Annotated in this window: 11 protein-coding genes; 8 read left to right on the top strand and 3 right to left on the bottom strand. The window is 69.2% G+C overall.

The window, feature by feature from the left end:
• The first annotated feature begins 68 nt into the window (after positions 1-68).
• The 3 genes from U9977_RS01455 (at position 69) to U9977_RS01445 (ending at position 3,966) form a co-directional block, all read left to right on the top strand.
• On the top strand, positions 69-2,240 hold the full coding sequence (locus tag U9977_RS01455) for a SpoIIE family protein phosphatase (RefSeq protein ID WP_322747305.1): 2,172 nt from the start codon (positions 69-71) through the stop codon (positions 2,238-2,240).
• Positions 2,241-2,303: 63 nt separating this feature from the next.
• On the top strand, positions 2,304-3,008 hold the full coding sequence (locus tag U9977_RS01450) for a DUF4230 domain-containing protein (RefSeq protein ID WP_322747304.1): 705 nt from the start codon (positions 2,304-2,306) through the stop codon (positions 3,006-3,008).
• Positions 3,009-3,393: 385 nt separating this feature from the next.
• Entirely contained in the window at positions 3,394-3,966 is a 573-nt protein-coding gene (locus tag U9977_RS01445) for an Hsp20/alpha crystallin family protein (protein ID WP_322747303.1), read from the top strand.
• 52 nt (positions 3,967-4,018) lie between these two features.
• On the opposite strand, the gene U9977_RS01440 is transcribed toward U9977_RS01445, so the two are convergent.
• Positions 4,019-4,882, bottom strand: coding sequence for an exodeoxyribonuclease III (locus tag U9977_RS01440; RefSeq protein WP_322747302.1), 864 nt, complete (start codon positions 4,880-4,882; stop codon positions 4,019-4,021).
• Positions 4,883-5,316: 434 nt separating this feature from the next.
• Between U9977_RS01440 and U9977_RS01435 the strand changes: the two genes are divergently transcribed.
• The 5 genes from U9977_RS01435 (at position 5,317) to U9977_RS01415 (ending at position 9,294) form a co-directional block, all read left to right on the top strand.
• Positions 5,317-5,523 carry a hypothetical protein gene (locus U9977_RS01435; RefSeq protein ID WP_322747301.1) on the top strand — a complete coding sequence of 69 codons (207 nt, stop codon included), beginning with the start codon at positions 5,317-5,319 and terminating at the stop codon, positions 5,521-5,523.
• A 448-nt stretch (positions 5,524-5,971) separates the two neighbouring features.
• Entirely contained in the window at positions 5,972-6,673 is a 702-nt protein-coding gene (locus U9977_RS01430; protein WP_322747300.1) for a hypothetical protein, read from the top strand.
• A gap of 214 nt (positions 6,674-6,887) precedes the next feature.
• Entirely contained in the window at positions 6,888-7,223 is a 336-nt protein-coding gene (locus tag U9977_RS01425) for a hypothetical protein (RefSeq protein ID WP_322747299.1), read from the top strand.
• 360 nt (positions 7,224-7,583) lie between these two features.
• The gene (locus U9977_RS01420) at positions 7,584-8,168 is read left to right on the top strand and encodes an NADAR family protein (RefSeq protein ID WP_416210223.1); all 585 of its coding nucleotides are present in this window, start codon (positions 7,584-7,586) and stop codon (positions 8,166-8,168) included.
• Between the two features lie 190 nt (positions 8,169-8,358).
• Positions 8,359-9,294, top strand: a complete 936-nt coding sequence (locus U9977_RS01415; protein WP_322747297.1) for a universal stress protein — start codon at positions 8,359-8,361, stop codon at positions 9,292-9,294.
• Here the strand turns inward: U9977_RS01415 and U9977_RS01410 are convergent.
• A complete protein-coding gene (locus U9977_RS01410; RefSeq protein WP_322747296.1) occupies positions 9,285-11,786 on the bottom strand; it encodes a DEAD/DEAH box helicase in 2,502 nt (833 codons plus the stop codon). The two genes, U9977_RS01415 and U9977_RS01410, sit on opposite strands and share 10 nt — an antisense overlap.
• Entirely contained in the window at positions 11,783-13,462 is a 1,680-nt protein-coding gene (locus U9977_RS01405) for an ABC-F family ATP-binding cassette domain-containing protein (protein ID WP_322747295.1), read from the bottom strand. Before U9977_RS01405 ends, U9977_RS01410 begins: the two co-directional genes overlap by 4 nt.
• Between the last annotated feature and the right edge of the window lie 94 nt (positions 13,463-13,556).

Raw genomic sequence — 13,556 nt, 5'->3', positions numbered from 1 at the left:
GCGTAACGGATGGAGAAGCGTTGTGAGTGGTGACGATCATTAACTCTCCATGAAAAAGATCTTCAGTCATGGTCCAACCACCGGATCGGGTCGGGACCCGGCCGGGCGGGCGGATGGCACGCGCCGCCGGGACGCTCGGCGGGGCGTCCGAGCGCCCGGCTGCGCGCCATGCCGTCATCGCGTTGGGCGACAATGCCGTGAGCCCGACATCGAGGCTGCAAGGGCTTCGGGGATCGGAGGGAGTCACCGTGGCACAGGTGGCGGGTCTGCGCTGGGGTATCCGGGCGATGGCGGCACTGGCTCTGGTCGTGGGCGTTGCCACCCTCGGGGTAGCGGTTTACTCCGCGGTCAGGGCCAACCATGCCACCGCCGAACGGGGCAACCGACTGGATCCCGCCGCGACCACCGCGGCCATGCTCCTGGCCGACTACGTCGATCAGGAGAGCAGCGTTCGCGGGTATCTGATCACCGAGGATCGCTCCTTCCTCGACTCGTTCGACGAGGCCGGCAAGTTGATCCCGGTGCACTATGCGCGCCTGGAGATGCTCCTGGATGGTCAGGCCACGTTGGTCACCCAGCTGCACGGCGTCGCCGGGGCATACCAGGCGTGGCGCTCGGACGTGGCGCGGCCAGAACTTGCGGCGATGCGGGACGGTGCTGTTGCGGCTGCCCGCGATGTCGAGAGGTCCTCGACGGCCCGGACCCGGCTGAGTGCACTGCGCGCCGATGTGACCAGCCTTGAGATCGCGATTTCCCAGGAGCAGACATCCACCGTCGGTCGGGTCGCCGGCGCCCAGGACCTGTTGCTCAGTTCACTGGGTACAGCGGTGTTCCTGGTCGCGGTCATTGTGGTCACGCTGAGTGTTGTCGCACGTCGCTGGCTCCTGCGGCCGATCGCCTCGCTGCGTAGGGCGGTCAACGCGGTCGCTGCCGGACGTTATGACACCCGTATCCCGGCGGTCGGGCCCAAGGAGTTGGTCGATCTTGCCGGCAACGTTGAGGCGATGCGGGCGCAGCTGGTACGCCTCGTCCGGCAGAACGACCGGCTCTGGGAGGCGCTCGCTCAGGAGGGACCCGCCGTGGTCGCCCTGCGTGACGCGCTCACCCCGTCCACCCTGCACGCGTCCGGGCTGGTCGTGCGCGGTCGGGTAGATCCGGCCGAGGGGGAGCTGGCTGGCGACTGGTTCGATTCGGTGGACCTGCCCGGCGGCCGGGTCGGGGTGGTTGTGGGCGATGTGTCCGGCCACGGCTCGGCGGCTGGTGTGTACGCGCTGCGGCTCAAACAGCTGCTGGGCGCGGCACTGACCGGCGGGGTGTCCGACCCCGGAGCTGCCATCGAGTGGGTCGTGGACAACCTGGGCGAGACCGACGAGGTCTTCGCCACGGCCGTGGTCGCGGTGGTCGACCCGGCGACCGGGACGGTCGAATATGCCAACGCCGGCCATCCGCAGGGGCTTCTGCTGCGCCGGTCCGGCCCGGCGGTCGAGCTGTTCGCCGGCGCCGGGGTCCCTGCCGCCGGGGTCCCTGCCGCCGGGCTTCCGGCTGTATCGGCGAAGCCGGTCGGGGCGGTTCGCGCGGAGCCGCCGGGGTCCCCACGCGATCCGGGGCCTGCTCGTGATCCGGGGTCGCCGCCCGATCGGAGGCCGCCGCCCGATCGGGGGTCGCCGCCCGATCGGGGGTCGCCGCCCGATCGGGGGTCGCCGCCCGATCGGGGGTCGCCGCCCGATCGGGGGTCGTCGCCGGACAGACGGGGCCGATCCGGCCGGTCCGGGGGCCGCCCCGGCCGAGCAGGAGAGCTCCCGGCGACTCCGCCGGGGGAATCGCCGACCGCTGATGTCGTCACGCTCACCGCCATCGGGCCGCTGGTGTCCAGCCTGCTGGCGGCCCCGGGCGCTTGGGCGACCGCGACCATTCGGCTACAGCCCGGCGACGCTCTGTTCATCTACACCGACGGCCTCATCGAGGCCCGCAACGAAAAAGGTGAGCAGTTCGGCGAGGACCGGTTGGTCGCGGAGATCCTGCGGGTCCCTTCGCGGGGCCCGCAGGAACTGCTCGACGCGGTTTTCGAAGCCGTCCGCGCGTACGCTCCCGGGCGTCCGAGCGACGACCGCACCGCGATCATTCTTGCGCGGACGGATGCGAGCGGGTCCGGCGACGGCGGGGTTCTCGTGCCCGCTGCTCGTCCACCGTCGGACCGGTACGGGCCCGGCGGCGCGGGCCGGGCGGGGTCGGGTCGGTGACTTCGGATCATCTTGCAGCCGGGCTGCGGGTGCAGATGGTCGTTTGCGGGTACAAACGTTGCCATGAGTGAAAGGTCTGGCATCGGGTCCGGTATCAGGTCGGGTTTCGTCGCGCTGCTGCGGGTCCGCCTTGGTGTCGCGCGGCTGTTGCTCATCGTCGTCGGTGCCGTGCTGGTTCTCGCCGGCATCGGGTTCGTCAGCGGCTGGCGGCCGTCGCTGACCAATCCGTTCGGTCAGGAGAGGATCGACCGCAGTCCGCCCGCGGTGCTGCGGTCCCTGACCGATCTCAGCGAGTACCACGCGGCCAGCGCCCATTTTGAAGTCGTCGTCGATCTGGCGGATGAGACCAGGTTCATACCGGCCTCGTTGCGTGGCGAGCGGACCTTGTTCGTGGGTGTCGGCAGTGTCGACTCCGTGGTCGATTTCGGAAAGCTCGGTGCGGATGCGGTGACGGTCTCCGAAGACCGGCGGACGGTGTCGGTCCATCTGCCCGCGCCGACGCTGTCGGAACCGCGGGTTGATCCGGAACACAGTTACGTCGTGGCACGCCAAAAAGGCGTGCTGGACCGGATCGGTGGCTTTCTCACCGGCAGCGCCAGCGATGATCGCGAACTCTATGTGGTAGCCGCGGACAGGATGACACAGGCGGCGAAGGCCGATGGTTCCGTCCTGACCCTGGCCCAACGCAATACCACTGGAATGCTGCGAGGTCTGTTCAGCGCGCTGGGTTTCACGACGATCAACGTCAGCTACGCGGACGCACGGTAGCGAGCCGCGCTCGTCCGGTCCGGCTCGCCGAGCCAGGCCGACCACGAGCCAGGTCGACCACGAGCCAGGCCGACCACGAGCCGGGGTGGAGCGCGCCGTCGAAGACAGGCATGTCACCGGGCCGGACCCTCACGTCGCCTGGTGGGGGTGGAGTCGTCTCCCGGCGGCGAGCGCCGGCTCGCGCCTGCCTGGCGGAAAGTCAACCGTCGAGCAGGTGCACGGGAGGCCGTGGGTAGGTGACCGTCGGTCCGGAGCACAGCTACTGGACCGAGACTGCTTCCCGGTTCCGTCATAAGTCTGAGTCTGTTAGGCTCAACAAACATGACATGAGCCCGATCCGTGCGGGGATCGAGCGTGACAGGAACCGCCCTTGAAGGGAGAAGTCATGACCGCCTACCTGTGGGATCCGTTCGCCGCGTTCGGACGTCTGGACCGGGAGTTCGACGAGATCGTTCGTCGTACCTGGGGTGTCCCTGACCGGACGCGGATGGCTCGCACCGGTTTCGTCCCCGCGGCCGATGTCGTCACCGATGGGGATGACATCGTCGTGCAGCTGGAGCTTCCCGGAGTTGACGTCGACCGGGACGTCACGGTCGAGCTGGAGCGGGGCCGCCTGGTCGTCCGTGGGGAACGGACCGAGGCCCGCGCGGGCGACGGCCATCCCGATGACGGCCGTACGGTCGTGCTACGGGAACGTCGCCATGGCGGCTTCCAGCGTGAGTTCAACTTGCCGGACGGCGTCGGCGCGGACCAGATTTCCGCGACCTACGACAACGGCGTCCTGTCGGTGCGGCTTGCCGGCGCCATGACGGTCGGTCGCGGCAGGCGTATCCCGGTCATCGCCGGCGCGCCGCAACGCGATCGGGCCAGCGACCCGGCGGACGCGCCGGCAGGGTCAGGTGCTGAGCCGCGCGTGGCCACCCAGGCACGGACGGCTGACGGGGTACAGGCGGGCTGACCCGCGACCTGCTCACCGCCTGCGGGCCGGCCGCGAGGGTCTCGCCAGCCGGTCAGCCCCGGTCAGCCCCGGTCGGCTTGCGCTGTGCGCGGGGTGAGGGAGGCGGGACCATCGGGCCGATGTCGCCGTCGGGTGCCTCGTCGATGTCGACGACCACCGGCGCGTGGTCCGATGTGCCCGCACCCTTGCGGGCCGCCCGGTCCACCCAGATCGCCCGTACCCGCTCGGCAACCGGAGCGCTGGCAAGGGCGAGATCGATGCGCATGCCCTTGTTCTTGGGGAACATCAGCGACCGGTAGTCCCAGTAGGTGAAGACCTGTTCGTCTGGCCACCGTGCGCGCGTGACGTCCACCAGGCCGAGGTCGGTCAGTCCTCGCAGGGCCTGGCGTTCGGCGTCGGTGACGTGGGTGGCGTCGACGAAGTCGGCCGGGTCCCACACGTCGGCGTCGGTGGGAGCGACGTTGAAATCACCGCAGGCGAGTACCGGCGTGGTCGCCAGGGCCTTTTCCAGGCATGCCCGCAGCGCGGCGAGCCACGTGATCTTGTAGGCGTAGTGCGGATCGTCCAGCGCCCGGCCGTTGGGCACATAAAGCGACCAGACCCGGATGCCGCCACACGTCGCGGCCAGTGCCCGAGGTTCTGGCTCCGGGAAGCCGGGACCATCGGCGAGCCCGCGTTCGACGTCGCCCAGGCCGACCCGCGAGAAGATCGCTACCCCGTTCCACCGGCCGTTTCCGTGATGTGCGACGGTGTAGCCGCGCCGGAAGAGATCTTCATCGAAGAGCTCGAGGAAGGCGTCGTCGGCGAGCTTGGTCTCCTGGAGGCAGACTACGTCCGGCTGGACTCGGTCCAACCATTCGATCAGACGCGCCTGCCGTGCCTTCGCCGAGTTGATGTTCCATGTCGCTACCCGCACCATCCGACGTTAGCGTCGATTCTCGCGCAGCTCTCGGGCACCCCCGCCGGGTCAGTTGGGGCCAGCGGGTGGTCGCCCTGGTGTGCAGCCGCTGGGACAGCGACGCCTTGATGGGTGGCCGGTCCAGCACGAGTGGATGGTTGACATACATTTTCCGCCCGAAAACCGGCGCCTCCTGACGTCTTCCTTCCACTCGTCGCACCGAAGGGAATGCGGATCAAGGAGCGGGGCCGGGGTGCGTGCATCGCGCGGTGGCAGTCCTGGACCCGGCCGAGCTGGGCGTAGATCCAGCCTTCGCGGGTTGCGAGCATCGCCGTCATGCGCGGCATCGGGGTGCGCCGGATGCCGTGCTGAGCGAGCTGGATGAGGTCCAGAACAGCGGTGTAACTCCAATGTCACAATCTGTGCATACGCGCAGGTAGAGGAGGCACCAGATGACCAGCGCGACGACCGAGCCGGCGACGGAGACGATCACGAACAGACCGGCCGGCGCCGACGCGGCGGCACCGGTGCTCGACGAGGCGCTCGCGCGGCGCCTCGTCGAGCAGGCCCGGGCCGAGGGGACGTCGCTGACCGGGCCAGCCGGTCGGACCGGTCGAGCTCCGCTCTCTCCTGCACACGCCGTGTCAGCCCCTCGTTGAGGGGAAACTGCGCCGCCATGTCCACGTCGGCGCAGCCGGTTGACATCCGGCCGGTTCCCTCACACCGCGTCGCCGCCTGCCGCGTCGCCGCCTGCCGCGTCGTCACCGCCACTATTCCGTAGCAGTGCGGCGCCGGCGGCGTCCGTGGTGTGCAAGTGGTATGACTGCATGTACCAAATTGCTCGCAGAAAGTGGCAGGTGACGTTACCGTTCGCACACGGATTTCGGCCTACATGGGCACGGGGAGTAAATGATGTACTTACGGCGGCGGGGAACCGACACTTGGCTCACTGGGCAGTGTCGGACGCCGGGGAGCGCGGGATGCGACAAGCAGATGCCGACCGGCGATCACTCATCGCCCTCGCCGCCGCCGGCCTCGCAGGTCTGGTCACGACCGGGGTGCCCGGCATGACGACACCGGCAGGTTCTCCATGCCCGTACGCAGGCCATGCGGGCCTCTGCTCTGTCCGACGCCGGACGTCCCGCGCAGGCGGTCAAGGCCGCGTCGATGGCCCGAACGATCGCCCGGCATGCAGGTGACACCAGCACCGCCGCACATGCCACGGTGACCCTCGCGGAGCTCGCCGCCGACAGCTTCCAGGATCCGGGCACGGCGCTCACGTTGACGATGTCCGCGCAGACCATGGCGAAGGGCAGCCACGTTGCCGTCCTTGCCGCCGTCATCGAGGCGAACGTCAGGGCCGGCCTCGGCGACGCCCCGGACACGGTCCGCGGGATTGTCGACCAGGCCGAACGACTCCAGGTCGGTGCAGCCAAGGGTCCGATCGGCTATCAGCTGGACGGGGTTCACCCCGGCTATGTCGCCGCGTTCGCAGGCGCTGCGTTGGCTACCGCCGGCGATGCGGACCAGGCCACACCACGGCTGGACATGGCAGCGGACATGTTCGACCCGGTACACGCGAACGGCGCCATGTCCGCCGTCCGGATCTACCAGGCCCGGACGGCGTTGGGACAGCGGCAGTTCGACGAGGCTGAGGCTCTGACAACACAGGCGTTGGCGATCAGCGCGGGCCGTCCGGCGTCCTGGCTGTCCGCTGGGATCATGTCGCTGGCGGACAATGCCCGGCAGGCGGGTGTGGACTGGTCGACGCTGCGCACGCAGGCCCAGGAGTGGGCGCCTGTCATCTGACTGGCTGCCAGCCCGACGACTGATGCTCCGGGTACGGCGAGCCGACGGGCACCACCGGTCGAGGCGGTGTCCTCAAACGGACTCCTGTGGATCGGCGTGGTCGGCCCGGATGCGCCGTCGCGGGCGATAGCGTCAGCAGGTATCGGCGGATGTAGGCGGCGCGCCCTTGCGCCCCTTGCGCCCGATGTGCCGAACGCCCAGAGGGAGGCCGACCGTGGCTCGCAACCGCACCCGGTTCTTACCGATGACGGGGTCGGCGCTCGCGGTCGCGGTGCTCGCGGTGGCGGTGCTCGTCGGACTGGTCGGCTGCGGCTCGGTGTCGAAGGAGACGAAGCAGGCGGGCGCCGATGCGGTCTGCGCCCAGATCGATGCACGGTCGGCCGACGTCCGTTCGAGCGCGCAGACTGCGCGGTTGGTGGCCCTTGTCGTTCGTGATCTTGCACCGGACGAGAACATCCGCGGAATCGCCGACCGTGTCTCGCGGAACCCGGGGGAGATCAACCTGCGGGGACAGCTCGCCGACTGGGTCAACGACACGTGCTCACGATGACAAGTCCGTAACAGGGGTCTTCCGGCAAAGATCGTCCAGGCGGGCAAGGGTCTTTCTGACGAAGGTCATACCGATGCAGTTGTCATGTGATTTGCAGATCGTCGCCCTCTTCCTGCCGCCGGTACCGCACGCACGCGCCGAACGTCCGGCGTCACGTCCGGCGACGCAACGTGATCGTCGGCCAGGGGTCCGCCCCGATGAAGCGCCGTCCCAGCCCGGGGACGCTCTGGATGGTTCGGCTGGTGGGCCAAAGGGCGCGCCACGATCGTCAGATCGCGCGCCCGCAGGCCGCAGTCCTCGGGGCACTGGTGGGAATGCTGTTGGAGGTGAGGCAACTCATGCGACCATCAGGCCGTGAGCATCCCGGCAAGCGCCTCTGCGGTTGAGGATCTGGTCCTGCTGGAACAGGCTGGGCACGCTCTGGATCTTCTTTTCTTCTGGGGGCACCATCCGCCGCGTGGCGGCGGCCGTGGCGTCGGCGTGGGCTGCCTGAGCCAGTGGTGGCCCTCCGCGTTCACTGTTGACGGCCTGCGTTATCCGACGGCTGAGCATTTCATGATGGAACGCAAGGCCCGGCTGTTCGGCGACGTGGCCGCGGCTCGGGCGGTTCTTGCCACCGCCGAGCCGGCCGCCGCGAAGAAGCACGGCCGGCAGGTACGCGGCTTCGATGAGACTGTGTGGAGCGAATGCTCCTTCGACATCGTCGTCCAGGGCAACGTCGCGAAGTTCAGTCAGCATCCGCCGTTGCGTAATTATCTGCTCGGCACCGGCGAGCGGGTGCTGGTGGAGGCGAGTCCGTTGGACCGGGTGTGGGGGATCGGTCTGGCCGCCGACGACGCCCGGGCACAGGTTCCGTCGGCCTGGCCGGGACGCAATCTCCTCGGATTCGCGCTCATGGCGGTCCGGGCAATGATGCGCGCGTCCACCCCGAGCACCGCCGGGTAGTACGACACCCGGGTAGCCCGACAGCCGCGTCGCGCGAGCCCGGGTAGCGGTTCCCGTCTCCGTCCGACGTCTCCGTCCGACGTCTCCGTCACTGTGCCCGGATGCGTCCGGCACCCGGCCGCCCTCGGCCTCATGATCAAAACGAGTGGCGCTCACAACGGGTCCTCGGTCGGGCGTAGGGAGGACGGCGATGACAGACGGTAGCAGCCTGGCTCTACCAGGGATCGTTGTCGGCGTGGACGGCTCGCCGGGTTCCGTCGAGGCGTTGCGGTGGGCCTGGCACACCGCGGCCATGCATCGACGGTCGGTGACCGCCATGCTGGCATGGACCGCGGACGGCCAGCCCAGGCTCGTCCACCGACAGGTGCACACTGCAGATCGTGATGGGTTGACGGCGGCGGCGGCTGCGGTTCTCGAGACGGCACTTGGTCGACTCCCGGCCTGCGACCCATCTCCCGACATCGTCCGGCGGGTGGTCCACGAGCCCGCGCCGCTCGCCCTGTTGGCAGCGTCGAAGCACGCGTTGATGCTGGTCGTGGGCTCGCACGAGCGCGGTCTGTTGCACCGCTCTGTCGGTGGGACGGTGGGCCGGGCGGTCGTCGACCACGGCGAGGTTCCGGCTGTCGTCGTCCGCGGCCGGGGCTTTGGCGTGCCCGGCGACCGCCGTCCGGTGGCCGTCGGGGTAGATGGTTCGCCATCGTCGTTGGCCGCCCTGCGGTGGGCGGCTCGTGAGGCGACGTACCGCGATGTGCCGCTGCGGGTGGTACATGCGCTGGCGGTCGCGTCCACGCCCTATCCGGATTTTCTCGCATCCGTCGGTCGGGCCCTTGTCGATCATGCGAACGATCTGCTCGACGATGCGCTGGCCACGGGGTTGCGGGACGCTCCACCGCAGCTGTGTGTCAGCAGCGAGGTGGTCGTCGACTCCGCCGCCCGCGCGCTGTTGCTGGAGTCCACGACATCGCAGTTGCTCGTGGTGGGCGCCCGTGGTCACGGCGGCTTCGCCGAGCTCCTCCTCGGTTCGGTCGGCGATCAGTGCGTCCAGCACGCTGTGTGCCCGGTCGCGGTCATTCGCCCGCACTGTAGTCCGCACTACAGTTCGCACTACAGTTTGTACTACAATTGATCAACTGTGGTGATGTGCAGGACAGCCGCCCCGGCTTCGTCCGAGGCGGCAAGGTCCACCTCGGCGCTGATGCCCCAGTCGTGGTCGCCGGCCGGATCGTCGAAGATCTGCCGGAGCGTCCAGCGCCCGGGTTCGGAGTTGATGATGAGGAGTCCCGGTCCGCGGGCGTCGGGGCCGGTGCCGATCTCGCCGTGCAGGTCGAAGTACGGCTCCAGGGCTCCCGCCCATCGCTCACGGTCCCAGCCCGCGTCGGCATCGAGCGCACCGAGATCGTCGTAACGGCGCAGCGCGGCCAGCTCCACCCGGCGGAACAGGGCGTTGCGCACGAGTACCCGGAATGCGCGGATGTTGGCCGTCACCGCGGGCGGCCGCTCGTCGATCGCAGCGGATGACGCCTCCGGCGTCGGATTGCGCAGCTTCTCCCACTCGTCGAACAGGCTCGAGTCGACTTGGCGGACCAGTTCGCCGAGCCATTCGGTCAGGTCGGTGAGCTCCTCGGTCCGGGCGTCCTCGGGCACCGTCTGCCGCAGGGCCTTGAAGGTGTCGGCCAGGTAGCGCAGCAGCAGGCCCTCGGATCGGGCCAGGCCGTAGAAGCCGACGTACTCGACGAAGGTCATGGCCCGCTCGTACATGTCCCGGGCCACCGATTTGGGTGCGAGCTCGTGGTCGTCGACCCACGGGTGGCCGCGTCGGTAGATCGCGAACGCGGCCCCGAGGAGCTCGTCCAGCGGCTTGGGGTAGGTGACCGTGTCGAGCAGCTCAAGGCGCCGCTCGTACTCGACGCCGTCCGCCTTCATCTGGGCCACGGCCTCCCCGCGGGCCTTGAACTGCTGCGCGGAGAGGACCTGGCGTGGGTTGTCCAAGGTGGCTTCGATGATGGACAGAACGTCCAGCGGATAGCTTGGCGAGCCCCGGTCGAGCAGGTCCAGGGAGGCCAGCGCAAAGGGCGACAGCGGCTGGTTGAGGGCGAAGTCGAGCTGAAGGTCGACGGTGACCCGCACGGTGCGACCGGTCTCGTCCGGGGTGGCGAGTTTCTCGACGATTCCGGCCGCGAGCAACGCCCGGTAGATCGCGATGGCCCGGCGGATGTGGCGGCGCTGCGCGGGGCGGCTCTCGTGGTTGTCGGTGAGCAGGTGCCGCATGCCGGTGAACGCGTCGCCCGGTCGGTTGATCACGTTGAGCAGCATCGCGTGGCTGACAGTGAAGCTCGACGTCAGGGGTTCGGGCTCCGCGGCCACCAGTCGCTCGAACGTCGGCACACCCCAGGAGACGAACCCCTCCGGCGGCTTCTTTCGGACGATCTTTCGTCGCTTCTTGGGGTCATCACCGGCCTTGGCCAGGGCACGCTCGTTGTCCACCGTGTGCTCGGGCGCCTGCACGACGACGGTGCCGACCGTGTCATAGCCGGCCCGGCCGGCCCGGCCGGCGATCTGGTGGAACTCCCGGGCGCTCAGGTGCCGGGTCCGGGTTCCGTCGTACTTGGACAGCGCGGTGAACACGACCGTGCGGATCGGTACGTTGATCCCGACCCCGAGGGTGTCGGTGCCACATATGATCTTCAGGAGCCCGGCCTGGGCGAGCAGCTCCACCAGTCGCCGGTACTTGGGGAGCATCCCGGCATGGTGGACGCCGATGCCGTGGCGGACCAGGCGGGACAGGGTCCGACCGAACCCGGCCGTGAACCGGAACCCGCCGATCATCTCGGCGATGGCGTCCTTCTCCGCCCGGGTGCACACGTTGATGCTCATCAGTGACTGGGCCCGTTCCAACGCCGCCGCCTGGGTGAAGTGGACGACGTAGACGGGTGCCTGATGGGTGTTGAGAAGCTCTTCGAGGGTCTCGTGCAGCGGGGTGAGCACGTAATGGTGATAAAGCGGCACCGGACGTACGGCGGAGCGGACGACCGCGGTCGGGCGGCTGGTCCGGCGGGTGAGGTCCGCTTCGAACCGGCTCACGTCGCCCAGGGTCGCCGACATGAGGATGAACTGCGTGCGGGGTAGTTCCAGCAGTGGTACCTGCCATGCCCAGCCTCGGTCGGGGTCGGCGTAGAAGTGGAACTCGTCCATCACGACCTGGTCGACGTCGGCGCCGGCTCCGTCCCGCAGGGCGATGTTCGCCAGGATCTCGGCGGTGCAGCAGATGACGGGCGCACTCTCGTTGACGCTGGCGTCCCCGGTCAGCATCCCGACCCTGCTCGCTCCGAACGTGGCGCACAGGGCGAAGAACTTCTCCGACACCAGGGCCTTGATGGGTGCGGTGTAGAAACTGCGCTGCTTGGCGGCCATGGCGGCGAAATGGGCGCCGGTGGCCACGAGGCTCTTTCCGGACCCGGTCGGGGTCGCCACGACGACGTTGGAACCGGACACGATCTCGATGAGGGCCTCGGACTGGGCGGGGTACAGGGTAAGCCCCTGCCCGTGGGCCCACGCGGTGAACGCGTCGAAGATGTCGTCGGGTTCCGGCGTTGCGGGCAGCTGGTCGGCGAGCGTCATGGTAAGTCCGATGGTGCCTGACGGATCGGCGAGCCGGCGCTCGCCTCGATGACCTGGCCGGCCTTGACCTGCCACCGACGGGTGGTATGGACCGCTTGGAGCATCCGGCGGTCATGGGTGACCAGAAGCAGGGTGCCGGTGTAGCCGGCCAGCGCGGCCTCCAGCTGTTCGATCGCGGGGAGGTCGAGATGGTTCGTCGGCTCGTCCAGTACCAGCAGGTTGACCCCGCGTGCCGCCAGCAGCGCCAGCGCCGCCCGGGTACGTTCGCCGGGCGACAGGGTGGCGGCCGCCCGCTTCATGTGGTCCGCCCGGAGACCGAACTTGGCCAGCAGGGTGCGCAGGTCGGCGGTGACCAGGTCGGGTAGCAACCGGGCGAAGACGTCGAGAACCGGGGCGTCCACCGCGAACAGCCCACGCGCCTGGTCGACCTCGCCGATCAGCACTCCGGAACCGAGCGACGCCTGGCCGCGGTCAACCGGGCACCGGCCGAGCAGCGCGGCCAGCAGCGTCGACTTCCCGGACCCGTTGGGCCCGGTGATGGCCACCCGGTCGCCACGGCCGAGCTGGGTGGTCACCGGTCCCAGGGTGAAGTCGCCGCGACGCACGACCGCGTCGGTCAGCACGGCGACCACGGCCCCGGAGCGCGGAGCCGCCGCGATCTGCATCCGCAGGTCCCATTCCTTGCGCGGTTCGGGGACTGCATCGAGGCGCTCGATCAGACGTTCGGTCTGGCGGACCTTGGCGGCCTGCTTCTCCGACGTCTCGCCACGGAGGTTTCGGCCGATCTTGTCGTTGTCGGTGGACTTGCGGCGGGCGTTCCGCACGCCCTTGTCCATCCAGCTCCGTTGGGTCTGGGCCCGTTCGGTCAGCGCGCCGCGGCGGTCGGCGTACTGCTCAAAGGCTTCCCGGGCGTGCCGCCGAGCCACCTCCCGTTCGTCGAGGTAGGCCTGATAACCGCCGCCGAAGAAGCTGATCTGTTGCTGTGCGAGATCTAGCTCCAGCACGCCGGTGACGGTGCGGGCGAGGAACTCCCGATCGTGGCTGACCACCACGACACCGGCCCGCAGTCCCGTGACGAACTCCTCCAGGCGGGCCAGTCCGTCGAGGTCGAGGTCGTTGGTCGGTTCGTCGAGCAGGAAGAGGTCGAACCTGCTGAGCAGCAGTGCGGCGAGCCCCGCCCGCGCCGCCTGGCCACCGGACAGCGCCGTTGTCGGCATCGCCAGGTCGATCGCGAGCCCGATGTCGGCTGCCACCACCGCCACGCGTTCGTCGAAGTCGGCGGCCCCCAGGGTCAGCCAGCGGTCCAGCGCCGTCGCGTAGCTGTCGTCCGAACCGGGCTCCTGTCGGGACAGGGCAACCGATGCGGCGTCCAGTTGGCCCTGGGCGTCGGTCACGCCGGTGCGCCGGGCAAGGAAGGCGTGCACACTCTCGTCGGGATGCCGGTCGGGTTCCTGCGCCAGGTACCCCACCGAGGCGCTCGGCGGGGTGAGCCCGACCGTACCGTGTTCGGGGCTGGCCAGGCCCGCAAGCAGGCGCAGCAGGGTGGACTTGCCCGCGCCGTTCGCTCCGACCAGCCCGATCACATCACCAGGGCTGACGACCAGATCGAGCTGGCTGAACAGCGCCCGCCCGCCGTATCCGGCGGCCAGGCCCTTGGCGACAAGGATGGCGCTCACACATGAACGTTACCGGCACCACCGAGCGGAATCCGCACAGGGCGGGCCGCCTCCAGCCGGTGGCCATCTACTGTCGGTGTTTACTGCCGGCGTT

Origin of the sequence: Protofrankia sp. Cas8, assembly GCF_963555845.1 — a bacterium.
Lineage (GTDB): Bacteria > Actinomycetota > Actinomycetes > Frankiales > Frankiaceae > Protofrankia.
The sequence above is the reverse complement of the archived record's forward strand: the minus strand, read 5'-3'. Positions and strand labels throughout refer to the sequence as shown.